This window comes from Elusimicrobiota bacterium (assembly GCA_016180815.1).
Taxonomy (GTDB): Bacteria; Elusimicrobiota; Elusimicrobia; order JACQPE01; family JACQPE01; genus JACPAN01.
In genome coordinates, this window is the sequence record JACPAN010000009.1 from 40,715 (window position 1) to 64,775 (window position 24,061).

The following is a 24,061-nucleotide window of genomic DNA, read 5'->3' on the forward strand; positions in this document are numbered from 1 at the left end:
TCGCAATGACGGGAATGCGAATTCAGCGCGATTTTCGATGGAAAGCGTTCGGCATATTTTTTGTTCTGCTTCGGTTCTGGTTTGGAGGGATTTGGGGAAGGCGGGGATCGGCGTTTTCATCGCGACCACCTGTCCGGCGGAGCCCGTCCGCGAGCCGCATTAGATTCGAGCGTTTGGGTTTTGGGCTCGGCGGCCGGTACGGTCGCTTGGGTTGCGGTTTGAGGGGGCGAAAGGGCCGAACTCTGTCGGCTCAGCATAAAGTAGAGATTGCCTGGTTGCTCGCTGGAAAGCCAATAAACGGCATGATCATCGGTTAATAGCAAGGCCTGGCCGGCCGCGGTTTCAAAATATGGGATAGTAATTCCCTCAATTCTGTCATTGCGAGGAGGCGCTGCCTCCGAAGCAATCTCATCAAAAGTATTTATTTTCATGACGGCATATTGCACCGCCGGTTTGACGGTTTCAGCGCTTTCCATCGAGGCAGCTTCGGACGGAGCCCCGCTTAGAAAAAGAAAAATAGCGGCAAAGGGAATCAGGTAAAGGAGGGCGGGCATTAAAAATAATGTGCCCGAAACAATCGAAATAGCAGGAATGACTCCCTCAAGCAGTCCCATATCAATTATTAACCCAAACGCTCTATTCTTTTAATACCCCCTGGTTTGGGCGTTGTCAAGGCCGGTTTTACGGCTTTTTCGGGGGGTTGAAAACGCTTTAATACGGGTTCATGCGCAAGTATCTACGCGTTTTTTTGTTAAACCTGACGGAGGCCCTGTCCAGGCGCGCTTCCTTTATGATGGAGCGGGTGCGCAGCCTGTCCCTTGTGTTGTCCCTTTATTTTCTATGGTCGGCTTTGATCGGGACAGGGCAGGGTGGGGATCAATTCCTCGGTTACACTCGCTCCCAAATGTTGACTTATGTCCTGGGCTTAAGCTTATTGCGCGCCTTGGTTTTATCCAGCCGGGCCTTTGAGTTGACCTGGGAAATCGCCAGAGGGCGCCTCTCCGCGCATTTGATGCGTCCGGTGAATATGTTCGGGTATCAGTTCGCGCTCGATTGTTCGGATAAAATCATTCGCCTGGCCGCGGCGGTTGTTGAGGTCGGGATGTTGACTTTTCTTTTAAAGGCCGATCTCTATTGGCCGGATTCTTGGGCGAATTTAGCTTGGGCTTTGGCTTGCGTGGGCCTGGCTCTCATTCTTTATTATTTGATCAGCCTGTCCTTGGCCTCTTCGGGTTTTTGGAGCGCGGAATCCATCGGGTTTTTGTGGGCGGCGTCGTTGGTGATGGAATTCTGCTCGGGCGCGTTTTTTCCGCTGGATGTGCTGCCGGCCGCGGCGCGTGAATTTTTATTAATGCTGCCGTTTCCCTACCTTGTCTATTTTCCCCTTAACGTTTATCTCGAGCGCTTAAATCCACAGGAGATCGCCGCCGGCATCGGCATTCTTTTGGGCTGGATCGGCTGTTTTTATTTTATCGTCCGTTCATTATGGCGCCGGGGGTTGCAATCCTACCAAGCCGAGGGCGGATAAGCCTGGTTTATGGCTTGAGGATCATCAGCCCCAGGCCCCCTAGAATGGCCAGCCAAGCCGCGACGCGCTTAAACCCCAGCTCTTCCCCGAAGAAAATTTTGCCGTAAATGCCGGCAGCCACCAGGCCCAATCGTTTAATCGCCAGCGGATAAGCGGCATGGGTCAACAACTGAGCCTTGATTTGAATAATGCCGGCGACGGCGGAGAGCTGGCCGATCAAAGCCAGGCTGGCGATGCCGGACAATGTGCCCAGGCGCGAGAGTTCGCCCGGCCGGCGCAGAAAAATAAGCGCCAGAATGCCCGAGGCCGTGATGGAATCGCGGACGATCAGGAAAAACGCAGGCGATGAATGAACCGTGCCCAGTTTGTCCAAGTTGGCGGCCACGGACCACATCAGCGCGCAGGACAGGGCATAACGGTGGGATTTGTCCGTGAATTTCAGCGGCTCGGTCCAGGGCATTCCGGGCTTCAATCCTAAAAGGTAGACGCCGAGGCAGACCAGGGGCAGACCGGTCAAGCCGCCTAAGCCGGCGTGATCGCCCAAGAGAATCGGATTGGTCAACAGCATAAAAGCCGGTGAAAGCGCGATCAAGGGGAAAACCGCGCCTAACTCTCCAACGCTGATGGCTTTCATGTAAAGAAAGATGGAAACGAGATTGATGGCGGCGCTTCCCAAAGCCGCGGGCCAGAACGCCGGGCCTAAAACGGGTACTTCCGAACTCAGCAGCGCGGCGAAATAAACGGGCACGGCGAAAAGGAATAAAGCCAGGGACATGATACCGCTGGAAAAACCGCGCCTGGAGAGATGTTTGCACCAGGCCCCTTCCGTGGCGTGAAGCAGAGCTGCGGAAAGACCCATGAGAATCCACATTGCTATGATTCTGTCATTGCGAGCGAAGCGAAGCAATCTCATGAAAACCCTGCGCCGCTATGGCCGCATCTGGTTTCGTCTGGCGCAGATGAGTTTCGCCGAGGTTTGGGCCACGAGGATCAATTCCCTGGGCTGGCTATTGGGCAAGCTGGTGCGGCTTATTTTTTTCTTTATGTTCATCGTGGCGATTTTCCGGCATACGAATTCTCTGCGCGGTTACACGTTGCCCGAAGCCGCTTTGTTCTTTTTGACGTTCAATCTCGTGGATTTGATGGCCCAGCTTTTTTTCCGGGGCATTTACGGCATCCGCCGCATCGTCGTGGAGGGCGAGCTCGATTATTACCTTCTTCATCCCGCGAACCCGCTCTTTCGCATCGCTTGCCAAACCGTGGATATCCTTGATTTTTTGACGGCCGTGCCCGTGATTGTTCTGACGTTCTGGGCCATGGGGCATTTGCCTGCCGAAGCCTTGGGCGCGGATCGCTTGGCGCTGTATTTACTGTTGGTCGCGGGCGGCGTGGCTATTGCCTTCGCCATTCATGTGTGCGTGGCCGCCGTCGCGGTCGCCACGCAGCAATTGGAGAACACGATTTGGCTGTACCGGGACCTGATGATTTTAGGGCGCTTTCCTTCGGATATTTACACCGAGGGCATGCGGTTTTTTCTGACGTTCGTGATCCCCGTGGCCGTGATGACGAGTTTCCCGGCCAAGGCGTTGCTGGGCTTATTAAGCTGGCCTTGGGTGGTTTTTGCCGTGTTTCTGGCCGCGGGTTCCGTGGCCGCGTCCTTGCGGTTGTGGCAATTTTGCTTGGCGCGCTATACATCCGTTTCCAGTTGACGTATTATTGAGGACAAATTTATGGCCAGAATCCTGGTTGTCGATGATGAGCCGGATCTCAGGCGTTTGGTGGTCAGCCACTTAAAAACCCAGGCCCATGAGGTCGTGGAAGCCGTCGACGGCCTGGAGGCCTTGAAATTCGCTTTGGGCAATCCTCCGGATTTGATTATCCTGGACGTTCAAATGCCCAATCTTTCCGGATTTGAAGTCTGCAAGGAACTGCGCCAGAATTTGCGCACGCGCTATGTGCCCATTCTTTTTTTGACGGCCCGCCGGCAAATCCCGGATAAAATTCAGGGTTTGGCTTTGGGCGCGGACGATTATTTGGCCAAGCCGTTTCACGCCGGGGAATTGGACGCGCGCATCAACGGTATTTTGCGCAGAAGCTCCCAGCAATTAGGCGCCAATCCTTTGACGCGCTTGCCCGGCGGCCCGGCGATCGAGGAGGAGGCTCTGCGGCGCTTAAGATCCGGGCAGCTCTTCGCCTTCACGTATATCGACATCGATCATTTCAAAGCCTATAACGATTTTTATGGGTACAAGAAAGGCGATGAAGTCATCAAAGCCTTGGCCCAAGTCATCATCGAAACAACGGATGCCAAGGGCGACCCGGATGACTTCGTGGGCCATATCGGCGGCGATGATTTCATCACTCTCGGCCGCATTGAAGGCGCCGCGGCCCGGGCGCAAATCATCGCCGAACGTTTCGACCGGCAATCGCCCATGTTCTACGCCGACAAGGAGCGCGAGCGCGGCTTTATCGTGACCAGGGGTCGAAGGGGTCAGGAGCAGGAATTTCCGCTGATGACCCTCTCCATCGCCGTCGTGGACACGGAATCAAAGACCATCGAGCATTACGCGCGCTTGGCCCAATTGGCGTCCGAGCTGAAAACGTACGCCAAGTCTTCGGGCGATCGGAAGGTTTCGCTGGTGGTGACGGATCGCCGCAAAGAATGACGGATTGGGCGAATCTTGAAAAAGATCGTGCAACTTGCCAGAATCCAAGTGTCCAGTTTTAATTTCCAATCAATCAGGAGGTTTCACGCGATGAATCGGCGAACAATCAACAGCGCGTCAATTTTTATTTTCGGGGCTTTAGTGACAGGCTTTTTATTGGGAACGTCTTATGCGGCCGACGCGAAGGGTAAAACCAAGGCCAAAAAAGAAGAGGGGTCTTCTTTCGAAGCGGAAAAAGCCAAGGCTTTAGCTCAGCCTTATGCCAATGACATGACGTGGATGACGGCCGATGAGCGCAATCAATTCGTCAAGGATTATGAGGAGAAACACCTCAAGGCTTATCCGGACGTTCACAAGAAGGCGTTTGCTGCGATGAAACTTAAATGCGCCAAGTGTCACGAAGTCGTGCGTCCGCTCAATTCCCAGTTTTTTGAGCCCGATGGCAAAGATGTCGCGGAGCGCAATAAGAAAGTGGCGGATCTTAAAAAAAGCCAGCCGGCTCTTTTCCAGGATAAAAACGTTTTGCAGCCCGAGGGCGACATCTGGCAGCGCTATGTCAAGCGCATGATGGCCAAGCCCGGCTGCGAGATCAGCAAGGATGAAGGCAAGCAGATTTGGAATTTCCTGGTCTATGATTCCGTGCAAAGAAAAATCGGCGCCAAGAAAGACGAATGGCAGGCGCATCGAAAGGGGCTATTGGCGAAGTTTAAAGAGAAACACCCGGCCCGTTTTAGCGAGCTTTACGGCGGAGCCCACGATAAAGAAAAAGCCTCCAAAGGCGGCAAGTAAAAGCCTTTTGATCGGCGCAGGAAGCATTTATGGCGAAAATTCTTGTCATTGACGATGAGCCGGAGATGCTGGATTTAATCCGCATCATCCTGGAAGGCGCCGGTCACCGGGTGGCGACTTGCGACACCGGGCGAAGGGCATGGGAAGCTATTGTGGAAACCAGGCCCGACCTTTTGGTCTTGGATGTGATGCTGCCCGGCGTGGACGGTTATTCGCTTCAGACTAAAATGGCCCAGGAAAAAGCCACGCAAAATATCCCTATTTTGATTTTGACCGCTCTTGAACCGGCCAAAACGCTGTTCGAGAAGGCGGGTAATGTCGCCGGTTTTCTGGCTAAGCCGTTTCGGTCCGAAGATTTGTTGTCTAAAGTGAAAGCGACTCTCGGGGCGGAAGTAACAAAAGGGGACGTAGCTTAGTCCCCTTCTTCTTACATTCGCGTATATCTTGGGCCGCTTCCGCCTTCTCGAGGGGACCATCTGGGAGCGACGACGTCGGTGGCTTTGCAATCAATGCAATTGGGCGGATTAATCCGGAGCGAGCCCTCCACAACCTCATAAACCCCAGCCGGGCAGACGCTCGCGTAAAACTCCGCTAAAGCCGGGTTAATCTCTTTCGAAGCCAAGAGATGAGACGGGATATTGTCTCGCGTTGAGTTGCCTGCTTGGTTCACCATATCCAATTTAGAGAAGGTGAGTTTGCCGTCGGGGGAAAATTTCGTTTTTTCCGTTCCATTGCGGATCGCGCGGCTGTCGGGTTCCGCAGGGACGCGGCCGCCGAAAAGAGCGCCGCCCGTGATCAAAGAGAGGCCGGCTTTAATAGACCCCAGCCAGAAACCTTCTTTAAAGGCCAGCCGCATATTCCGGCGTCGATAAAGATCCTGATGGATAAAGCTGTCGCGCACTTTTTGATCATAAGCGGCCAGGGATTGATCGGAAAAGTTTTTCGATTTCAGCGCCTCGAATAAGGTTTCAGCCGCCAGGATGCCGGAGGCCATGGCATAGTGAACGCCCTTGAGGGAGGCGACCTCCACCAGGCCGGCTGAATCGCCGACAATAAGGACGCCCGAACCGGATAAGCGTGAAGGGAGAGACCAATAACCGCCTTCCGGAATCGTTTTGGCTCCGGACTCCACGATTTGTCCGCCTTCCAAATACTTGCGGAAGAAGGGATGTTGTTTGAGCTGTTGAAGAAGATAATGCACATCCAAAGAGGCATCGCCATAATCTAAGCCGACCACCAACCCCAGGGCCACGTGATTATCTTTTAAGGGGTAAAAGAAACTGCCGCCGAAGGTGCGGGTATTGAGCGGCCAGCCCATGGTATGCACAACCGCATCGTGCGCTTTGGGGACTTTCCATACTTCTTTGACGCCCAGGGCGTAGATTTGGGGATTAGGAGATTGAATGTTTTGCCACTTGAGGAAGGCTTGGGTCAGATAACCCCTGGTCCCTTCTCCTAGCACCACGGTTTTAGCCGTGATATCGGTCCCCGGTTGAAAATTCGATAAAGGTTCGCCTTGACGGCCCCGGCCGGAATCCGTCGTGCGCACGCCGACCGTTTTATCACCCTGAACCAAAAGCGTGCTGACCGGAAAACCGGTTAAAATATCCACCCCGGCTTCCTGAGCTTTTTCGGCCAGCCAGCGCACAACCTTGCAGAGGGAAGCGACGTAAAAGCCTTGATTATGCATGGTGGGAGGAGTGGGCAGGCGAAACGCTTGCTTAGGCGTCAGGAAATAGACGGCGTCTTGTTTGACCGGACCCTCAAAAGGAAGTTCCGAGAGCGGAATTGCCGGGAAAAGTTCGTTGAAGGCTCGAGGGTTGATCACCGCTCCCGAAAGAATGTGATGCCCGACCTCCGCGGATTTTTCAAGGACCCCGATGGTCACTTGGCCGAAGGCCCCGTTCGTCCGATCGTTTTCTTCTTTAACAAGCTGCGAAAGTTTGATCGCGCCGGCCAGGCTAGCCGGCCCGGCCCCCACGAAAAGAACATCGAAAGAAACGGCATCCGCCGACGGGGATTCTGTCCGGATGATGTCATTGACGGGAAGTTCAAGCTGATAGTCTGATGGGCGGAAGGCTTTTGTCGCATTCATCTTAAAATTCTCCTTATCATCGTATTGGTTGAGTCTATTGAAAATATTATTTTAGAAATTAGGGCTGTCCTTGCGCTTGGTGGTTGCTCGGTGTATCCTCAGCAGTAATGGGCCGTTTACTCCATAAGGCGGTGTTGTCCACGGCGGCTGCCGTATTGCTGGCGGCGTCCGGCCTTCATGCTCAGAAACCACCGGACTCCCAAGGCGGTTCCAAATCCAAGCGACCGTATTTGGGCCGGCCTTGTGAATTTTCCGACCGGGCGCCTCTTTACGCCGGGGTCGAGCGGCTGTTGATTTTGAGTTACGACGGCCGCATCATCAACAGGGGCAATCTTAATCTCATTACGGATTCCGTCCATAAAAAATTTATTCAGGAGATCGTTTGCCTGATGGCCAGCTCCAGGGTCAATCCTTTGGGAGAAATGGTCCAGCGCCTTGACGAGCCTGTAACCGTTGAATTCGGCCATACCTGCGAAGGGGGGCATTATGATTTTACTCGACGTCGTATTGCGGTGCTGTTTATGCCCGGAACTTGCACCGGCGACGACCCGTTCCGGGTTTTTTATCATGAGCTGGGTCATGCCGTATTCTCCGACCAGGTGATCAGAAATTCATCGCGAAAAGCCTATCAGCTTCTGGCGGAGTCCCTGGGCTCTTGCCACGATGAATCGATTTTTGACCGTGCCGACGGCAGCCTGCTGCTGGCGATGGACGCCCGGACCAGCCCTTTCCACGCCCTGGATGAAGGATTGGCTGACGGCATGGCCATAGCCCTGACCCGGGGACCGTTTGCATCGGTTATGGCTGTTAGCCGCGGCAGCGGTAATGATCCGATTCAAAATCTCATCGTGGAAGTCGGATCGCCGGCCTGGATCGAGAAGCCTTGGCTTGAGCAGCAGGCGAATGAGTGGTTTGTGGTTTTGCTGATTTGGAAATATTTGGGCGCTTCCGAGCGTGAAATCATTGCCGGTTTGAATCGGCTCACGCGTGTTCGCGGCGGCCCGATGAATATGGAGGAGTTTTTGACGGGTTTGGCTCAAGTCGATCCCGGCGGCAAAGAAAAGATTAACGGTCTTCTGGATGAGCTAAATGCCGGTTGGCGGATTCCTTAGCCGGCTGTTAAATCAAAAGCCCGGCGATGGTGGCTGTGGTGAATGAGGCGAGCGCGCCCACGATCATGGCCCTTAACCCCAGCTTGGCTAAATCATGGCGCCTAGTCGGCGCAATGCCGGAAATGCCGCCGATTTGAATGGCGATGGAAGAAAAATTGGCGAATCCCGACAGCGCGTAGGTCGCGATCACGACCGAGCGATACGATAAGGGCGTTCCGGTTTTGAGCATGTCGGCTAATTGCAGATAAGCCACGAATTCATTAACCACGGTTTTCACGCCCAAGAGCTGCCCGACGGTAAAACAATCCTGGCTTGGAACGCCCATAATCCAGGCCAGGGGCCAGCCAACCCAGCCGAAGACTTGTTGCAGGGAAAGGTTGGGCCATCCGATCAAATTCCCGGCTTGGCCCAACAGCGCATTGGCCATGGCGATTAAGGCGATAAAAGCCAGCAGCATGGCCGCCACGTTAAAAGCCAGATGCAGCCCTTCCGTGGCTCCCCGGCTGGCGGCGTCGATGGCGTTGGCGTCGATTTTTTTGACTTCGACATGCATTTTGCTGCGGGTTTCAGGCTCTTTGGTTTCCGGAAACGCCAGTTTGGCGCAGACCAAAGCCGCGGGCGCGCTCATCACGGATTGAGCGATCATGTGCCCCGCCACATCCGGAAAGAAATCCCTGAGCATGCCCACATAAGCGGCCAGCACCCCGCCTGCGGTGTTGGCGAAGCCGCCCACCATAATGGCCATCAATTCGCTTTGCGTCATTTTTTCGATATAGGGCTTGACGACCAGGGGCGCTTCGGTCTGCCCGACGAAAATATTGGCGGCATTGGAGAGGGTTTCGGCGCCGGAAGTTTTCATGGTTTTATACATGGCCACCGCAAAGAGACGCACCACCCATTGCATGACGCCCACATGATAGAGCACGGTCATAAACGAGGAGAAGAAGATGATGGTGGGCAGCACTTGAAAGGTGAAATTGACGAAGGAGCTGTCCACCTGCCCGGTGACGAAGGATCGAAACAGGAAAGCGGAACCTTCTTGAGTGAAACCCAGCAGCGCGTTCATGCCGTCGTTTAATTTATCGAACAGCCAAAGGCCGGGACCGGTTTTCAAAACGAAAATGCCGAATAGAAGCTGAAGGCCCATGCCCCAGCCCACGACGCGCCAGGGGATGATTTTTTTATTCGGGGAAAAAAGCCAGCAAAGAGCCAGGATGACGAAAATGCCCAAGAACGAAATAGCCCGTTGGCGCATGTCTAAGGGCGTTTGCTCGGCTTTGATTTGTTTGATATGGGAAGCGATGGCATTGGCCGAGGAGGGGGCTTCGTTGCCGGCCGTCACCGGTTCGGTGGATTCCTGCGCTTGAGCCGCGTTGCCCCGCAGGGCCCAGGAGAGAAAACCTCCTTGGGCCGCGCCGATGACGCCGCAGATGAGGAAAATGACCCAGATGCGGACTGATTTAGGATTCACCAGCATGGGAATAGCGAAGATAGCATATCTTGTAGAATTTGAAGGGCTGTCAGCCCATGAAAACAGCGATTAATACGATCAGGAGGTCTGCAGGGGTCCCGCCTCAGGCGGGCCAGCGTCCTCCGGAGCTCTGCACAGGAGGATTCATGTCCGCAACCGTTGCCCTTGAGATTCATGCTTCGGTGCGCGCGTTTTTATCCAAAGGACCCAAGAAAATGCTCATCGGCGGGCAATGGGTAGACGCTGTTGCAGGCAAAACGTTCGATGCTTTAAACCCGGCGACCGCGGAGGTTTTGGCGCGCGTGGCCGAAGGCGGCCAAGAAGACATCAACCGGGCCGTGGCCGCGGCCCGCAAAGCTTTTGAGCAGGGGCCTTGGCCGAAAATGACCGCGTCCGAGCGCAGCCGCTTGTTGAACAAAATCGCGGATGTGATCGAGGCGCATGCGGATGAATTGGCCCAATTGGAAACTTTAAACAACGGCAAAACCATCCGCGAAAGCCGCAAAGGCGATATGCCGCTGGTTGTGGATTTACTGCGCTATTGGGCGGGCTGGCCGACCAAAATTCACGGAGAGACCATTCCGATCAGCGTGCCTTACGCGCCGGGCGCTAAATTTTTCAATTACACGGTGCGAGAGCCCGTCGGGGTCATCGGCGCCATTATTCCGTGGAATTTTCCCTTGCTCATGGCCATTGAGCGTATTGCCCCGGCCTTGGCCTGCGGCAATACTTTGGTTTTAAAACCGGCGGAGCAAACGCCGTTGACGGCCTTAAGGCTGGGCGAATTATTGCTTGAAGCCGGGGTTCCGGAAGGCGTGGTGAATATCGTGCCCGGGTTCGGGCCGACGGCCGGCGCCGCCTTGGCGAGTCATCACGACGTGGACAAGGTGACGTTTACCGGTTCCACTGAAGTCGGCCGGGAAATCGTCAAAGCCTCGGCGGGGAATCTAAAACGTTTGTCGTTGGAATTAGGCGGCAAGTCCCCCAATATCGTTTTTGCGGACGCGGATTTGGAGGCTGCGGCCAAGGGCATGTTCATGGGCATTTTTTACAATCAGGGCCAATGCTGTTCCGCGGGTTCCAGGATTTTTATCGAAAAATCAAAATACGAAGCCTTGCTGGAAACCTTGGTGGCCAAGGCGAAGACCATACGCCAAGGGCCGGGCCTGGACCCTAATACGCATATGGGTCCGTTGGTTTCCGAGGAGCAGCTAAAACGGGTGATGAGTTATGTGGAATCCGGCAAAAAAGAAGGCGCCAAGGTTCTCGCCGGAGGCGAGCGAAGCGACGGGCCTTTATCGAAAGGCTATTTCGTCAAGCCAACGGTGTTTACCGGCGTCAAAGACGATATGAAAATCGCCCAAGAGGAGATTTTCGGGCCCGTGGCGGCCGTGATCCCGTTTGAAAGCGTTGATGAAGTGATCGCGCGCTCCAACGCCACGGTGTACGGTTTGGTGGCCGGGGTTTGGACTAAAGACGTCAAAAAGGCGTTCAACGTGGCCCATGCCTTGAAGGCCGGCACGGTATGGATCAACTGCTATCACTTCGTGGATTCCGCCTCGCCTTGGGGCGGCTATAAGCAATCAGGGTACGGCCGTGAAAAAGGCCGATACGCCATTGATTTGTACACGCAAATTAAAAGCGTTTGGGTTGATTTGAATTAAGAGGGGGACGCATCAATGATGTCCGAAAATGCAAAAGAGCAGAGTTTGGCCGAGAAATTGTCCAAAGGCGAGCGTATTGCCTCGCTCGATGAGATGACTCAGGAATACCGCGAGCATTTGACCAATTTGATGATGATGCAGGCGGATTCCGAGTTGGCCGGGGCGTTCGGCTATGTGCCCTGGATTATGAAATCACCCAGCATCCAGGAAACCCTTACCGTGGCTCAAATCGTCAAAGACGAGGTGCGCCACGCGCGCGTCATGTACCGGTTGTTGGAATCCATGGGCGTTGAAGTCCAGGGTTATTACGAGAGTCATAATTTCAGCTTAAGGGTCAGCGAGCAGGAATTGGGCACCCGGCGCGTGGCTGAAGATAAGCGGGTCAATATTTTTTATTACCCCATCGAAACCTGGTATGACTTCATCATGTTCAATTTCTGCATGGACCGGGGCGCGGGCCATCAGCTTGAGGACGCCAAGGAGTGCTCTTATCAGCCCTGGTGCGATGTCATGGAAGGCATTTTCAAGGAAGAAGCCATGCACATGGCGCACGGGGATTATTGGGTCAAGCGTTTGGCCGCTGATGAGCGCACGCGCGAGAAAACCCAAGATGCGTTAAACCGATGGTACCCGCGCACCATGAATATTTTCGGCCGCGGCAATTCCCCGAAAAATAAAATTTATCGAAAGCTGGGCTTGAAAAAACGCGACAACGAGCAAGTCCGGCAAGCCTTCGCGGATGAGGTTAAGGCCAGATGCGGGGAATTCGGGCTGGCTGTACCCGAGTGGAAGCCCGAAGAAGCGAAAATGCTCGAGGAACCCTTCATCCCGGGATGATTCCTTCCTGTCATTGCGAGGAGCGAAGCGACGAAGCAATCTCATAAATGTTTGAAAAACAGTTTTATGTTTATTTTTTGATTAGCAATTCGAATCCAGAATGGAAGGATTTGTACGAACTTTTATGAGATTGCTTCGCTGCGCTCGCAATGACGGAGATAGGCATGGCCATTAAAAAACTCGGCGTTGTCGGCGCCGGGACCATGGGCCGCGGCATCGTCCAGGTGGCGGCCGAAGCCGGATACGAGACCGTTGTTTACGATTTGTCGCGGGATATTTTAGACCGGGCCCTATCGGAAATTCACCGCCGCCTCCTGAGGCTCGAAGAAAAGGGAAAGCTAAAACAGGGGGATGCCGTCAAAGCCCTTGGGCGCATCCACCCGACTTCCGACTGGGCCGATTTTAAAAATTGCGATTTTGTCGTTGAAGCCGTGGCCGAGGAACTGGGCGCCAAACAAGGCGTTTTCCGGAACCTTGAAGCCGCGGTTTCTGCATCCGCGGTTTTAGCCAGCAACACATCCTCCATTTCCATCGACGCCATCGCCTCCGCCTGTAAAAATCCCGATCGCGTCGTCGGCATGCACTATTTCAATCCTGTTCCGGTCATGAAACTCATCGAAATCATTAAGGGCCGGGCGACGTCCGACTTGGCGCTGGAGACGGCCCGAACCCTGGCCCGCTCCTTGCGCAAAACCATCGTTGAGGCCAAGGACGCGCCCGGCTTCATCGTCAATCGTATTCTGCGGCCGTATTTTATCGAGCCGCTGCGCTTGATCGAGCAGGGTTTGGCGGACATTGAGTCCGTTGACGCGGCTTTGCGCTCCATGGGTTATCCCATGGGGCCTTTTCAATTGGCGGATTTCATCGGTTTGGATGTCAATCTGGCGATTACTAAGGTTGTTTATGACGCCCTTGGCAAGCCGGAACGATTGAAGCCCAGCGCGGTGCAAGAAACTTTGGTCAAAGAAGGCTGTTTAGGCAGAAAAAACGGCCGGGGCTATTACCTTTATGACGGCCAGCAAGTGATCGGCCCCAACCCGAGATTGTCCGATGTTTGCCCTTCGCCATCGGGCCGATCAAGCAGGGAAGAGACGGCTTGGCGGGTGTTAAAAGCGCAAATCGCGGAAGCCGAAATTTTGATTAACGACGGCATCGCCACGGCCGAGCATATTGATTTAGCCATGCGCCTGGGCACCAATTCCCCGCGCGGCCCATTTGAGTGGAAGGCGGAGCTTCATGCTAAAGCGTAAAGAGAAAAAGAGCCCCAGGCCAAAAAACGGTTTAAGCAAAAAGACAGTGGGGGAACTCTTAAAAAAACACCCCAAAACGTTAGGTGTTTTCGACCATCACGGCGTTCATTTTTGCGCCGGGTGCTTCATCACGCTTTTTTCTCCGCTCAAAAAAGCCGCGGCTTACCATGCGGTTGAAAATTTCGACGTTTTTCTTCAAGACGTCCGCCGGGCGCTCCGCGGCCGCGTTGCCGGCCCCAATCATCATTAACGTGCCCGAAGCCCTGCTCATCAACGCCGTCCGAAGCCCGATGGGAAAATTAGGGGGCGCTTTATCAGGCGTGCGCCCGGATGATCTGGCTGCTTTCGTGATCGCCGAGCTCATCAACCGATCGGGCATCCCTGCCGATCAAATCGACGATGTGATGTTCGGCTGCGCCAATCAGGCGGGAGAAGACAATCGCAATGTGGCGCGCATGGCCGCTTTGTTGGCGGGCTTGCCGCAGCAAGTGCCCGGGGTCACCGTCAATCGCCTTTGCGCGTCGGGCCTGGAAGCCGTCAATCAGGCGGCCAGGGCCGTGATCGCGGGGGAAGGGGACATGTTCATCGCCGGAGGCGTTGAGTCCATGAGCCGCGCCCCCTGGGCCATCCCCAAGCCGGAAACCGGATTTCCCTACGGCAATATCACGGCCTATGACACGGCCTTGGGGTGGCGGTTCCCCAATCCTAAATTGGCCGCAAAATTTCCCTTGGAATCCATGGGAGAAACCGCGGAGAATGTTTATGACAAGAGCAAAATTTCCCGTGAAGATCAGGACCGTTTCGCTTTAGCCAGCCATCAGAAGGCTTGGGCCGCGACGCAATCCGGCCGCTTCAAGGAAGAAATTGTTCCGGTGGCCATTGCTTCCAAGAAGGGCTCGACCATCGTGAGCATCGATGAAACGATACGTCCGGAAACCGACCTCAACAAGCTGGCCGCCTTAAAACCCGCGTTTCGCGCCAATGGCACGGTGACCGCCGGCAATTCTTCGTCGTTAAACGACGGCGCCGCGGCTGTTTTGGTATTAAGCGAGAAAAAAACAAAGGCTTTGGGGCTAAAGCCCATGGCCAAATGGCTGGGATCGGCTGCAGCCGGCGTCGACCCAAGATACATGGGCTTGGGCCCGGTTCCGGCGGTCAAAAAACTTTTGGCGCGCACCGGAATCAAATTGGAACAAATCGATTTGATCGAATTAAACGAAGCTTTTGCCGTGCAATCCTTGGCCGTGATCCGCGAATTGGGCTTGGACGAGGCTAAAGTCAATGTCAACGGCGGGGCCATTGCTTTAGGTCACCCCCTGGGTTGTTCAGGCGCAAGGATTTTGACGGCCTTGCTTTACGAGATGAAAAGAAGAAAGGCGCGTTACGGTTTGGCGACTTTATGCATCGGCGTGGGCCAAGGCGTGGCCACGCTGATCGAACAAACGCCATGAAGCCGGGAATTAGCAAGGCTAAAAAAGCCGTATTCGTGGATAAAGCCAAGCCCTGGATGAGGCCTTACATGCCCGGGTATGTGAATCACCCCGTGTATTCCACCTGGGCCATGATCCGGGCCATGGAATGCGCGGCGCGCAAGCTGCTTCAGCCGTATCTTGAAGAGGGCGAGGATGCCGTGGGCTGCGAAGTGAAAGCGCAGCATTTGGCGCCGGCGGCTCTGGGGGAAACCATCCGGGTGACGGCCAAGTTCAAGGGAGTCAAAGGTCCGGTGATCACCTGCCGTTTGGAAGCTCATTGCGGAAAAAGCAAAATAGGGGAAGGCGAACACAAGCAGTTTGTTTTCAGCAGGGATCGGTACCGAAAATTTTTAAAACATGCAAACAATCGATGAACACAAAAGCTAAGCCGGTTGAACCCAAAGCGCAGGGCAGCCCCGTTGAGCTTGTCCGCAAGCCGCCTATCGCCGTTTGTTTTTTAAACAGGCCGGAGGCCTTGAACGCTTTATCCGACGCCGTGATCGAAGAATTGGCGGTCCGCCTCGAAGAGTTGGACCGCGACGAATCCATCGGCGCCATTGTTTTGGCCGGGCGCGGACGGGCGTTTGCCGCAGGGGCGGATATCAAAGGCATGGTTGAAGCAACGGAAGAGGAAATGTCCAAATCGGACCGGTTGGCCAAGTGGCTGAGGGTTTGGAAGACAAAAAAACCCTTGATTGCGGCCGTGCATGGATTTGCTTTAGGCGGAGGCTGCGAACTGGTCATGGGCTGCGATCTGATCGTGGCGGCCGAAGACGCGGAATTCGGCCAGCCTGAAATTTTAATCGGGATTATGCCCGGCGCCGGCGGGACCCAGCGCCTGACTCGCGCCGTTGGAGCAAACCGGGCCATGGAATTGGTATTGACCGGGCGGCGTTTCAGCGCCCAAGAAGCGCATTCTTGGGGCTTGGTCAATAAAGTCGTGCCCAAGGAATTGCTGTTGCCTGAAACCGAAGCCCTGGCCTTGGAAATCGCCAAACGTCCTCGCGTGGCCGCGATGCGCGCCAAAGAAGCCGTTCTGAAGGCCGGCGATGTTCCTTTGCATGAAGGGTTGAGGTTTGAGCGCCAGCTTTTTTACAGCTTGTTCTCTACCGAGGACCAAAAGGAGGGCATGCGGGCCTTTTTGCAAAAGAGGGAGCCTAAATTCAAAAACAAATGAGCGCCGATAGCCAAGAAATTCTTATTGAGCGCCAGGGCGTCGTTCTAACAATAACGCTTAACCGGCCGCAGGCCATGAATGCCTTAACCGCAGGCATGCTGGCCGCGCTTAAAAAAACCCTCAGGGAGGCCTCGGGCGACGTAACGCTTAAGGCCGTTGTTTTGACGGGGATGGGCCGGGGTTTTTGCGTGGGCGCTGATTTGTCGGATTTTAAAAAACGGGTGGACGCCGGACAAATGCTGGGTTTCCGCAAGGAATTGGACGACAATTTTCATCCCGTGGCCAAAATGATCAGAAGCATGCCTCAGATTGTGATCGGCCGCATTAACGGCACTTGCGCCGGAGCGGGATTGGCTTTGGCCTTAGTCTGTGATATTAAATTTGCGCCGCTGGGGACCGGCTTTGTCGGGGCTTTTGCCAAGGTGGGGTTGGCGCCGGATACCGGCTCAAGCTATCTGGTTACCCACGCCATGGGCTATTCGAAGGCTATGGAGTTCTTTTTGACCAAGGGCCGGGCTACAGCCGAGGATTTAGCGGCCTGCGGCTTAATCAACAAGGCGGTTTCTCCCGAGGCGTTGGACCAGGAAGTTGAGGCCGCTATTAAGGAGTTATCGGAATTGCCCGCCCAGGCCATTGTTTTGACCAAGCGCGCTCTCCAGTTTGCCTCCCAAGCCCGGTATTTTGACGAAGCCCTGGCTTATGAAGCCGCGGCCCAGGAGTATTTGGGCCGGACGGCTGATCATGCCGAGGGCTTGGCCGCATTCTTGGAAAAAAGAAAGCCGGTCTATACAGGGAAATAGACTTTAGTCCCATCTTAGATTAGGTCTTTAGTCCCTCTAAAAATAGGTTTTCTTCCTGGCTGTTTATGGGCCCTATGACCCTAGGAGCCGGATAGAGGCGGGTCTATACTTTAAACAGTCGGAGTTGGGGTGGCCAAACCCCTTCACCCGAAGCCATGAGTAGGGAAAACAAATCGATCCTTTACCCGGCCTTTAAAGCAAGGCAAAGACGCCTTCGCAGCTTGATTGTCGCCTCCGGGACCTTTATTATTCTAACGGGCGTGTTTATGGCTTTCTATATATTGCCCTTGATCACCTCAAACGGGCGGCAGGTTGAGGCCGCTGTTTCAAGATGGCAGTTATCAATCCCTCCTCAACAGCAAGCTTGGATCGGGCATCTGGTCATGAGCGAGGGCTTTTATAAACATGATTCTTTGATCTGGGATTCCGCGATTAAGCATGAGTTGGACCCTAATTTGTGGAAGGCCGTGGTCATGGTTGAGTCAGCCGGCAAAGAAAATTCAAGATCCCGGGTCGGCGCCGTGGGCTTGTCTCAGTTAATGCCCCGGACGGCTGAGGCGATGGGGATTCATAAGGATGATCATTACAACCCCGCCGCCAACCTGCGCGCGGGCGCCGGCTATTTAAGCCTTCTTCTGAAGCGTTACAATGGCCGCACGGATTTGGCTTTGGCCGCTTATAATGCCGGCCCCGGCGCCGTGCGCCGTCATCAAGGAATCCCCGCTTTCAAGGAAACCCAAAAATTCGTCAATGCCGTTTTTTTGCTGAAACATTGGATCGAAGACAACCCGGAAACCTGGGCGATGACCGCGCCCGCGGGCGTGGCTGTTGCTGAAGACGCCGGGGTTCCTATCAAGCTTTTGAAATTTCAAGCCGCTACTCTCTAACCCATTATCTAAAGTCCCGCATTACCCTAGGGCTTAAGCTCCTACCCTCCTAACCCCGAAGGACCCTGGCTTAGCGCCTCCATTGAGTGTTTAATTATTTTTGTTCGCAACATCCCCAGAAACTTTGACGGTGGAGGAACGATGAAGAAGGTCGCGGCTTGTTCGTTGGTTTTTTTGTTTTCATTCCAACCCTATCCGGCCTTGGCTCAGGATATTCCCAATATCGAAGGCATCGGCTTGGCGCAATCCCGTTTTGACGGCGCCGAGCGCTCGGGAGCCGCTTCCGGAGGAAGCGCTACGTTGACCCCGATTCAGCTTTTTGAAGACGGCACGGCTTTGATGGAAGAGCGAACGGAATCGTTGGGGCGCACCAGGCATGACCCTTGGTGCCGCTGCGGCGTCGATTGGCATGGCGGCGAGGTCCGGGAATCCCATCGCATCACGCGCCGCTACCGAATCGTCAATCCCGAGCTTTATTCCCAAACCAGAGCCGAAGAAGCGGCCCGTGGCGCGGGCGACGGCGCCGCGGCCAGGGTCGGCCTTCTCTCCGGTTTGGGCGTGGGCGCGGCTTCGTTCGGGGTAACGGCCGGAGGACTTCATCTTTTGCGTCGAGGGCGATTCGGCGCAATGCCCGCGGCCGTGCCGTGGGTGGTCGGCGGCGCGGTGGCCTTGGCTGCAGGCATCGGTTCCGGCGTTCATTTCGGCGACCGGGCTTATCAGCGTTCTTATGGGGAGGCGTATGAGCCGGCTTATCGCAGGGCTAGGCAAAAGGCCGATTTAGAGCCCGAGTGGGATTCGGCGAGCACCGTGGGGCCGCGCGTCGTCGAGACGTTCGACAACCGAGCTCCCGCTGATTCACCTTGCCATTCTTCATATACGCGCCAGCCGGGACAGACGCCTGTTTTCAGTGGGGATTGCCGGCCTACGGTATCGTTGAGTTTTGACAGCGGGGCGGTTCCGGGCTCCTTGAGCGCGGTTGTCCGCATGGAGAGCGATTTGTTTACAGCTGTCGAACGCATGCGCGGGTATGCGGCGTTGACCTTCAGCGTGGGCGATGCCTGGGGGCAGGAATGGACTTCATTGAGCGGCTTAAGCGAGTCCTCCATGATCGCGGCCGTGGGCAGTTTTCATTTGTCCGAGGCCGCTGTTTGTCCGCGTCCCTCAAGTCAACCTTACCGGCGCTATCTCAAAGCCGCGGTGTCGGTCAAGGATCGTTTTACGGGAGGCCGGCTGTCGGGGTTTGCCGATTACGAGGCGCATGCCGAGTATCTTTGTCCGGCGACCCAACCGGCTTCGCCGCCGGCGCCATCGCGATGGCTGGGCGTTCAATATGGGTTCAGCAGCGACGGCATTCAGGTATCGGCGAGCGTGCGCATCGTCAATGAGGGTGAGTTTTACCGGATGAGGGCGGACGGCGGCTACGTGGAGTTAAGGTTTTATGCCGGCGATCGCAGCGGGCAAGAGCGCAGGCTTTTATCCAACCGGAGTTTCAGCATGACCACGCCGCGCGCTTCTTTCACTTTTCCCTTGAACAGCGTTTGCAACCGGGCGAGCTACGAATCGTACGAGAGGTTTTTAAAAGTCCGGGCCTTCCCAAGGGATGTGAATGGGCGTGCCGACGCTCATTACGGCGAATTCAAAGGCGCGCGCATGCGCGTTGTCTGCGCCGGCAGCGAGTGGGAGAATTACGAATTTCTGGAAGAGCTTGAAGAAAGCATCAATATTGATTAGTTAAGGAGGCAGATAGCAATCATGAGATACAGCGCAAAGTCATGGACAGCGTTTCTTGCTTTGGGTTTGGTGATGCCTGCGTTCGGCGAGCCGACCCCGAGAGCTGAATTAAAAATCGACCCCATGGTGAGCACGCTTCGCCTGGGCGTGATGATGGATGCGACGCCTGAGTCGCCCGTTCGCCGCGACGGCACGCAATTGGTCCGCACGGAGCGGGGCCAGCCGACGGAGCGAATTATCTCCGGTCGGTGCAATTGCCTTGAGTACGGCGTCGTCGGCACGGATCGCGACGGCAATGAGATCCGGCAATGCGTCCGGTCGAATTGGCAGCCCGGTTCCGTTAACCGGGAAGTTGAAGTCCGCCGTTATCACCGTATCGTCAATCCTGAGCTTTACGCCAACAGCCGGGCTTCTTCAGCCGGAACGACAACCGGCATTTTAACCGGTTTGGGGTTTGGCGCAGCCGCGGCTTTGGTAACCGGTTTGGGGTTGAAGTTTTTGGCTAAAACTAGAACACCGGTGGCCGGCGCCTCAGCCGCCATTGCCGGCGTTGTGACCGCCGTCGGCGCGGGCATGTTCTTTGGCTCAAGGGCCAAAGGCCCGGCCTATGACGAGGCGCTTCACCGCGCGCGCACGAATCCGGATTTGGAGCCGGAGCGCAATGTGGAGAGCACTCCGATCAGGGCCATTGATACTCAGCCGCCCTTGACCGGTTCCGATTGTTCGCTGTTTAGACCGTAAGGATTGAACTTTAGGCGGCCGGCGGGGTTTACCCCGCCGGCCGCCTTATCTTTAAACGCGCAAGGGAGGGGGAATGAAATTCCTTGTCGCCGTCTTGACCGTCATGATCTCGGCCGGCCATCAGCCTCTGGCCGGCGAAGGACCCGTTGACGCGACGTTTATTGAAATTCACGAAGGAGGGCGATGGCGCCCTCATCAAAATCTTCGTTTCGACATCGAGCGATTCGCCGTTTACGAGCAACGCCGTTACAGCGGCGCTGCTAAACCCACTGGCCAGCTTGGGGCGCAAATTTCGGGACATTGGGGGCGCGCCTCCGAGGCTTCGGGCAAGGCGGAAATCCGCGTCGTCCGTCTTGAAATCCGTCCCAACGGCGCCGGTTCCCCCAGGCGTTGGGGCATCGTTGAAATCGTCGAAGGCTCCCCTGTGCCGCGCCCGCCCGGGCGTATTGCGCTTGAGCCCGGTTTGTCGCAACGGGTTTTATACCAAGCCCGGCCGGCCCCGGGCGCAGCGGCCCTTAAGCCCGCTTTAACCGAAGGAGCCGCGATTTCAGCCAGGCTGATTATTCGTATCGGCAACCGGATGGGCCGGGTTGTTCTCCCCTTAACCCGGCTTGTCGTCGCTTATTAAAGCCAGAAGAGCCGCTTCGGCGCGAGCGCGGTAACAGGCCGCTTCTTCGCGAAGAGAAGGCGCCGGGACAACCGGCTTCCCCAAGCGGATCGAACATTTCGCCTGCGGCCAAGCGGCCAGGCATGCTCCCAACGCCGTTAAGTCGGGGTTTTCAGCCGGGCGAACCGGCAAATCAAGATATTCGGCCAGAATATTCAAAAGCCCGGAACTCTTGGAAAGCCCGCCGGAAGCCGTCAACTTGTTGGGATAAAAGGGCGTTCCTGCAAGCGGTTTTAAAATTTCCCAAAACAGATGCGTCAGCCCCAGAAGAAAAGCCAGGACAATGTCCTCGCGCGTATTGCCTTGATGCAGGCCGTTGACGGCCACTTTGACGTCGCCGCGCCAAAAAGGGGCGGATAATCCTCCGAATCCTCCGGAAACAACGGGCAGGAGCCCCCATTGCCCTTTTTTCGGCGGCCGGAATCGATCCGTGTCTTTTAAAAGCCCGGCATTTTTAAGCCAGAGCAGCGCGCCTTGAATGCTGGTCACCGTTCCTTCAAGGCAGTAAAGAATCCGGCCGTTTTCTTTCCTTAAGATTCCGGAGAGCAAACCCTTGGCGCGCGCCGGTTTGCGGCCCGTGGGCAGCAATAAAAAACCGCCCGTGCCCAAATTAATCAGAGCCGGTTGATCGTTCGCGCAGGATTCGAGCGCCCAATAAGCCCCCTGTTGATCGCCGATCATGCCGCTTAAACGCGCGGTTCGGGAGGGCAAATCGATGGTCCCGTAATCATCCGAGGTCTCCCTGAGTTCGGGCAAAAACGGTTTGGGCACGCCAAAAGCCGAACACAGCGCCAAATCCCAGTCGCCGGAGTCGATATTCAGCAGCAATGTTCGTTGAGCATGGGTCGGATCGACGAGCAGCCGGTCGCTTTTGGTCAGGCGCGCCGCCAGGTAGGACGACAGGGGAGCCAATCGGATTGTTCCTTGGCGCGCTTCTTCGCCGAAATTGTATTTTTCAAAAAGCCAAATGATTTTGCTCAGCATGTAGTAGGGAGTCAGGTAAAGCCCGGTTCTCTCGTAAACAAGCGGCGCTTTGTCTTGGAGCGCGTTCAAGAGTTCCAACCCGCGCGTATCCTGCCAGGAAATGACCGGCGTCAGCGCTTCGAGGGTTCCCGCGCGGACGAAAAGAAAACTGGAGCGCTGGCAGGCCAGGCCGACGCTGAGGCGCCGGCGGGCCGGGGCCCGGGCGGCCAATCGTTTCAGCACGCGCCGGACGCTATGGAGGATATCTTCCGGGTCGTGTTCGACGAATTGCCGGTTGCCTTCGGCCCGGCGCCGGGTTTTAATACCGGCGCGTTCGGAGGCGAGAATTTTTTTGTTTTTCGGGTCGTAGAGGATGCCCTTGGTGGAGCTTGATCCCTGATCAAGCCCGATCAGGAGAGGCTTGGTCACCTTTTAACGGCCGGGTCCGCGATGAGCAGCCGAAGGCGGGTGATTTCTCCTTGGAGCTCTTGAACTTTTTGCTCAAGCTGCCCAACCCGGTTTTCCAAAGCCGCCTGCGGACTCATCGGGGGCGCGGTTGTCGGGGGATTCGATTCGGCCGGCATTGCGGGCGAAGCCGAAAGCGCCGCCTGCGCCGTCGTTTTCATCGTCATGGTTTTGGGCCGGTCATTGTTGCCCCACGCCGGGCAAATCGGGCGATAGTCGCAGCGCAGGCATTTTCTTTCTTCGGGTTTTGGATCGAATATTTTTTTATCGATCGACGATTTAACCTGGATGATTTCTTTCCTTAGTCCGCGCACCAGAGTGTCGGGATGCCGCTCCACGCTGATGGGGTTTAAGGTCGGCAGATGATAAAGGGTCAGCCGGGCCACCGGCAGGCCGAACGCCGCTTCCGTGGCCAGTTGATAGAGCGTCAATTGTTCATCCTGGCGGGGCCGCCAATAGGCGAAGGATTTGCCGGTCTTATAATCCATGACATGGAGCTCGCCGGTCGGCAGCTTGTCGATGCGGTCGATTTTACCCGTGACCTCGACGCCGTCGAAATGATGGTTGAACGAATACTCGGTGGCGAACGCAGGCTGCCAATCCGCGATATGTTTGGCGTAGAAGGCGCGCACGATGCGAGAGCCCTCGGCGAATTGGAGCTTTTCTTCTTTTTCCGACGCATAGCCTCCCCTGACCCAGTTCGTTTCAAAGTAATGAAGGATTTCTTCCAGCGAGGGAGCCATGAGCTGGGAACGGTAGAGGAACTCCAGCGCCTTGTGCACGGACTGTCCGAAAGAAAAATAGGATTTGGGCGCTTCCTTGATGCCGTCGACGTAGCGGAATTTAAAACGCTGGGGGCATTCTTTGTAGAGATTAATCGAAGAGAAGGAGAGGGCCCTCATTTTTTTGTTATGCCTGATCTTGCCAGAAGTTCGCTGTGCGGCTCTTTGCGTTCGCCGGCGCCGATTCGCTGGCGGACGCGTCCGACGCCCAGGCAGTAAGTATCGTAAATTCTCGGTTTTTCCGAAAGGTCCCCGCCTTCGAGCTCCTCCATGACCTCGATGCATTGCCCGAACGTGCCTGCGGCCACGCTCGCCGTTGCGTGCTTCTCGATGATGGTCCGGCGCACGGATTTGCCGTTTCTGATCGTCCTCCACCAGGAACCCGGCTCGTAAGGAAAACGCAGCAAGAGCGTCGCGCCATCCGTGGGCGCGCCGGCCACGCGCTCCCAAAGCAGCCCCGGTTCTTGGGCGTAGATGTAGATGGTTTCATGCACCAGGCGCTTGCTGTTGATGCCCGCGTAAATTTTGCGCCGGACGACGAAAGAACCCGGCTGTTTCTGCGTTTCGCTGGCGGCCCACATGTTGCGTCCTTTGGTGGCGGAGTCCACGTCTTCCCACCGGTCCCCGCCGTCGAGGGGAAAATAGTTTTCGCAGCCGAGCATGGCGTTTTGAGCCTGCCGTGCTTGCGGGCCCATGGGGTCGCCGGAAGCGACCCGCTCCAGGTATTCGAAACTCTTATCGCATTGATTCAAGCGCGCCCAGCTTCGCGCCAGGGCCATGGCCGCCGCGGACTCGGCTTGCGGCGTTTTCGCTTTGGCCAAGTATTTTTCATAGTAGCGGATGGCCTCGGGGTAAACGCCGCGCTCAAAATAATAGTCGCCCGATTTTTTGAGATGATCCGGCGAACAGCCGCTCATCAACAGAGTCAAAGCGAAATAAAATTTTATTCTCAAATCGTTATCCT

The 24,061-nt window shown here is 55.7% G+C and carries 25 protein-coding genes; 18 read left to right on the top strand and 7 right to left on the bottom strand.

From position 1 onward, the window contains the following. Window positions 1-116: 116 nt before the first annotated feature. Window positions 117-614 (bottom strand): hypothetical protein, encoded by a 498-nt coding sequence (locus tag HYT79_04670; protein ID MBI2069877.1) that lies wholly within the window; start codon window positions 612-614, stop codon window positions 117-119. A 110-nt stretch (window positions 615-724) separates the two neighbouring features. Here HYT79_04670 and HYT79_04675 point away from each other — a divergent pair, with 110 nt between their 5' ends. Beyond that, window positions 725-1,528: an ABC-2 family transporter protein gene (locus HYT79_04675; protein ID MBI2069878.1), complete on the top strand. Its 804-nt coding sequence runs from the start codon at window positions 725-727 to the stop codon at window positions 1,526-1,528. 7 nt (window positions 1,529-1,535) lie between these two features. Here the strand turns inward: HYT79_04675 and HYT79_04680 are convergent, their stop codons facing one another. After that, complete coding sequence (locus HYT79_04680; GenBank protein MBI2069879.1) at window positions 1,536-2,441, bottom strand: EamA family transporter; 906 nt, start codon at window positions 2,439-2,441, stop codon at window positions 1,536-1,538. On the opposite strand from HYT79_04680, the gene HYT79_04685 reads away from it, so the two are divergent. The 4 genes from HYT79_04685 to HYT79_04700 all read left to right on the top strand — a co-directional run bounded on the left by HYT79_04685 (window position 2,440) and on the right by HYT79_04700 (window position 5,399). Beyond that, window positions 2,440-3,237, top strand: coding sequence for an ABC-2 family transporter protein (locus HYT79_04685; protein MBI2069880.1), 798 nt, complete (start codon window positions 2,440-2,442; stop codon window positions 3,235-3,237). The two genes, HYT79_04680 and HYT79_04685, sit on opposite strands and share 2 nt — an antisense overlap. Before the next feature lie 21 nt (window positions 3,238-3,258). Next, complete coding sequence (locus HYT79_04690) at window positions 3,259-4,194, top strand: response regulator (GenBank protein MBI2069881.1); 936 nt, start codon at window positions 3,259-3,261, stop codon at window positions 4,192-4,194. 90 nt (window positions 4,195-4,284) lie between these two features. Continuing rightward, entirely contained in the window at window positions 4,285-4,983 is a 699-nt protein-coding gene (locus HYT79_04695; GenBank protein MBI2069882.1) for a hypothetical protein, read from the top strand. Between the two features lie 29 nt (window positions 4,984-5,012). Further along, complete coding sequence (locus HYT79_04700) at window positions 5,013-5,399, top strand: response regulator (GenBank protein ID MBI2069883.1); 387 nt, start codon at window positions 5,013-5,015, stop codon at window positions 5,397-5,399. 11 nt (window positions 5,400-5,410) lie between these two features. On the opposite strand, the gene HYT79_04705 is transcribed toward HYT79_04700, so the two are convergent. After that, complete coding sequence (locus tag HYT79_04705) at window positions 5,411-7,078, bottom strand: FAD-dependent oxidoreductase (protein MBI2069884.1); 1,668 nt, start codon at window positions 7,076-7,078, stop codon at window positions 5,411-5,413. Between the two features lie 107 nt (window positions 7,079-7,185). On the opposite strand from HYT79_04705, the gene HYT79_04710 reads away from it, so the two are divergent. Then, entirely contained in the window at window positions 7,186-8,190 is a 1,005-nt protein-coding gene (locus HYT79_04710; GenBank protein MBI2069885.1) for a hypothetical protein, read from the top strand. A 7-nt stretch (window positions 8,191-8,197) separates the two neighbouring features. Here the strand turns inward: HYT79_04710 and HYT79_04715 are convergent, their stop codons facing one another. Beyond that, window positions 8,198-9,445, bottom strand: coding sequence for a NupC/NupG family nucleoside CNT transporter (locus tag HYT79_04715; protein ID MBI2069886.1), 1,248 nt, complete (start codon window positions 9,443-9,445; stop codon window positions 8,198-8,200). Between the two features lie 362 nt (window positions 9,446-9,807). On the opposite strand from HYT79_04715, the gene HYT79_04720 reads away from it, so the two are divergent. The 12 genes from HYT79_04720 (at window position 9,808) to HYT79_04775 (ending at window position 20,848) form a co-directional block, all read left to right on the top strand. Continuing rightward, window positions 9,808-11,325 (top strand): aldehyde dehydrogenase family protein, encoded by a 1,518-nt coding sequence (locus HYT79_04720; protein MBI2069887.1) that lies wholly within the window; start codon window positions 9,808-9,810, stop codon window positions 11,323-11,325. 15 nt (window positions 11,326-11,340) lie between these two features. Continuing rightward, window positions 11,341-12,162, top strand: a complete 822-nt coding sequence (locus HYT79_04725; protein MBI2069888.1) for a phenylacetate-CoA oxygenase subunit PaaI — start codon at window positions 11,341-11,343, stop codon at window positions 12,160-12,162. 164 nt (window positions 12,163-12,326) lie between these two features. Further along, window positions 12,327-13,412: a 3-hydroxybutyryl-CoA dehydrogenase gene (locus tag HYT79_04730; GenBank protein MBI2069889.1), complete on the top strand. Its 1,086-nt coding sequence runs from the start codon at window positions 12,327-12,329 to the stop codon at window positions 13,410-13,412. Then, window positions 13,399-13,662 (top strand): hypothetical protein, encoded by a 264-nt coding sequence (locus HYT79_04735; protein ID MBI2069890.1) that lies wholly within the window; start codon window positions 13,399-13,401, stop codon window positions 13,660-13,662. The genes HYT79_04730 and HYT79_04735 overlap by 14 nt, the downstream gene beginning before the upstream one ends. Window position 13,663: 1 nt before the next feature. Continuing rightward, entirely contained in the window at window positions 13,664-14,863 is a 1,200-nt protein-coding gene (locus tag HYT79_04740) for a thiolase family protein (GenBank protein MBI2069891.1), read from the top strand. Beyond that, entirely contained in the window at window positions 14,860-15,258 is a 399-nt protein-coding gene (locus HYT79_04745) for a thioesterase family protein (protein ID MBI2069892.1), read from the top strand. Before HYT79_04740 ends, HYT79_04745 begins: the two co-directional genes overlap by 4 nt. Next, window positions 15,255-16,061: an enoyl-CoA hydratase/isomerase family protein gene (locus HYT79_04750; GenBank protein ID MBI2069893.1), complete on the top strand. Its 807-nt coding sequence runs from the start codon at window positions 15,255-15,257 to the stop codon at window positions 16,059-16,061. The genes HYT79_04745 and HYT79_04750 overlap by 4 nt, the downstream gene beginning before the upstream one ends. Continuing rightward, a complete protein-coding gene (locus HYT79_04755) occupies window positions 16,058-16,861 on the top strand; it encodes an enoyl-CoA hydratase/isomerase family protein (GenBank protein ID MBI2069894.1) in 804 nt (267 codons plus the stop codon). Before HYT79_04750 ends, HYT79_04755 begins: the two co-directional genes overlap by 4 nt. A gap of 266 nt (window positions 16,862-17,127) precedes the next feature. After that, window positions 17,128-17,748: a lytic transglycosylase domain-containing protein gene (locus tag HYT79_04760; protein MBI2069895.1), complete on the top strand. Its 621-nt coding sequence runs from the start codon at window positions 17,128-17,130 to the stop codon at window positions 17,746-17,748. Between the two features lie 141 nt (window positions 17,749-17,889). After that, complete coding sequence (locus HYT79_04765) at window positions 17,890-19,479, top strand: hypothetical protein (GenBank protein ID MBI2069896.1); 1,590 nt, start codon at window positions 17,890-17,892, stop codon at window positions 19,477-19,479. A 21-nt stretch (window positions 19,480-19,500) separates the two neighbouring features. Further along, the gene (locus HYT79_04770) at window positions 19,501-20,220 is read left to right on the top strand and encodes a hypothetical protein (GenBank protein ID MBI2069897.1); all 720 of its coding nucleotides are present in this window, start codon (window positions 19,501-19,503) and stop codon (window positions 20,218-20,220) included. Between the two features lie 73 nt (window positions 20,221-20,293). Beyond that, window positions 20,294-20,848 carry a hypothetical protein gene (locus HYT79_04775; GenBank protein ID MBI2069898.1) on the top strand — a complete coding sequence of 185 codons (555 nt, stop codon included), beginning with the start codon at window positions 20,294-20,296 and terminating at the stop codon, window positions 20,846-20,848. Here the strand turns inward: HYT79_04775 and HYT79_04780 are convergent. Genes HYT79_04780 through HYT79_04790 form a run of 3 tightly spaced genes read right to left on the bottom strand, consistent with a single transcriptional unit; the run spans window position 20,822 to window position 24,050 of the window. Then, on the bottom strand, window positions 20,822-22,279 hold the full coding sequence (locus tag HYT79_04780) for a hypothetical protein (protein ID MBI2069899.1): 1,458 nt from the start codon (window positions 22,277-22,279) through the stop codon (window positions 20,822-20,824). The two genes, HYT79_04775 and HYT79_04780, sit on opposite strands and share 27 nt — an antisense overlap. Next, window positions 22,276-23,217 (bottom strand): PD-(D/E)XK nuclease family protein, encoded by a 942-nt coding sequence (locus HYT79_04785; protein ID MBI2069900.1) that lies wholly within the window; start codon window positions 23,215-23,217, stop codon window positions 22,276-22,278. Before HYT79_04785 ends, HYT79_04780 begins: the two co-directional genes overlap by 4 nt. Continuing rightward, complete coding sequence (locus HYT79_04790; GenBank protein ID MBI2069901.1) at window positions 23,214-24,050, bottom strand: hypothetical protein; 837 nt, start codon at window positions 24,048-24,050, stop codon at window positions 23,214-23,216. The genes HYT79_04785 and HYT79_04790 overlap by 4 nt, the downstream gene beginning before the upstream one ends. Between the last annotated feature and the right edge of the window lie 11 nt (window positions 24,051-24,061).

Excerpts from the sequence above, each read along its gene's own strand:
- HYT79_04670 (MBI2069877.1), bottom strand. The coding sequence starts at position 614 with ATGGGACTGCTTGAGGGAGTCATTCCTGCTATTTCGATTGTTTCGGGC.
- HYT79_04675 (MBI2069878.1), top strand. The coding sequence starts at position 725 with ATGCGCAAGTATCTACGCGTTTTTTTGTTAAACCTGACGGAGGCCCTG.
- HYT79_04685 (MBI2069880.1), top strand. The coding sequence starts at position 2,440 with ATGAAAACCCTGCGCCGCTATGGCCGCATCTGGTTTCGTCTGGCGCAG.
- HYT79_04680 (MBI2069879.1), bottom strand. The coding sequence starts at position 2,441 with ATGAGATTGCTTCGCTTCGCTCGCAATGACAGAATCATAGCAATGTGG.
- HYT79_04690 (MBI2069881.1), top strand. The coding sequence starts at position 3,259 with ATGGCCAGAATCCTGGTTGTCGATGATGAGCCGGATCTCAGGCGTTTG.
- HYT79_04695 (MBI2069882.1), top strand. The coding sequence starts at position 4,285 with ATGAATCGGCGAACAATCAACAGCGCGTCAATTTTTATTTTCGGGGCT.
- HYT79_04700 (MBI2069883.1), top strand. The coding sequence starts at position 5,013 with ATGGCGAAAATTCTTGTCATTGACGATGAGCCGGAGATGCTGGATTTA.
- HYT79_04705 (MBI2069884.1), bottom strand. The coding sequence starts at position 7,078 with ATGAATGCGACAAAAGCCTTCCGCCCATCAGACTATCAGCTTGAACTT.
- HYT79_04710 (MBI2069885.1), top strand. The coding sequence starts at position 7,186 with ATGGGCCGTTTACTCCATAAGGCGGTGTTGTCCACGGCGGCTGCCGTA.
- HYT79_04715 (MBI2069886.1), bottom strand. The coding sequence starts at position 9,445 with ATGCGCCAACGGGCTATTTCGTTCTTGGGCATTTTCGTCATCCTGGCT.
- HYT79_04720 (MBI2069887.1), top strand. The coding sequence starts at position 9,808 with ATGTCCGCAACCGTTGCCCTTGAGATTCATGCTTCGGTGCGCGCGTTT.
- HYT79_04725 (MBI2069888.1), top strand. The coding sequence starts at position 11,341 with ATGATGTCCGAAAATGCAAAAGAGCAGAGTTTGGCCGAGAAATTGTCC.
- HYT79_04730 (MBI2069889.1), top strand. The coding sequence starts at position 12,327 with ATGGCCATTAAAAAACTCGGCGTTGTCGGCGCCGGGACCATGGGCCGC.
- HYT79_04735 (MBI2069890.1), top strand. The coding sequence starts at position 13,399 with ATGCTAAAGCGTAAAGAGAAAAAGAGCCCCAGGCCAAAAAACGGTTTA.
- HYT79_04745 (MBI2069892.1), top strand. The coding sequence starts at position 14,860 with ATGAAGCCGGGAATTAGCAAGGCTAAAAAAGCCGTATTCGTGGATAAA.
- HYT79_04750 (MBI2069893.1), top strand. The coding sequence starts at position 15,255 with ATGAACACAAAAGCTAAGCCGGTTGAACCCAAAGCGCAGGGCAGCCCC.
- HYT79_04755 (MBI2069894.1), top strand. The coding sequence starts at position 16,058 with ATGAGCGCCGATAGCCAAGAAATTCTTATTGAGCGCCAGGGCGTCGTT.
- HYT79_04760 (MBI2069895.1), top strand. The coding sequence starts at position 17,128 with ATGGCTTTCTATATATTGCCCTTGATCACCTCAAACGGGCGGCAGGTT.
- HYT79_04765 (MBI2069896.1), top strand. The coding sequence starts at position 17,890 with ATGAAGAAGGTCGCGGCTTGTTCGTTGGTTTTTTTGTTTTCATTCCAA.
- HYT79_04770 (MBI2069897.1), top strand. The coding sequence starts at position 19,501 with ATGAGATACAGCGCAAAGTCATGGACAGCGTTTCTTGCTTTGGGTTTG.
- HYT79_04775 (MBI2069898.1), top strand. The coding sequence starts at position 20,294 with ATGAAATTCCTTGTCGCCGTCTTGACCGTCATGATCTCGGCCGGCCAT.
- HYT79_04785 (MBI2069900.1), bottom strand. The coding sequence starts at position 23,217 with ATGAGGGCCCTCTCCTTCTCTTCGATTAATCTCTACAAAGAATGCCCC.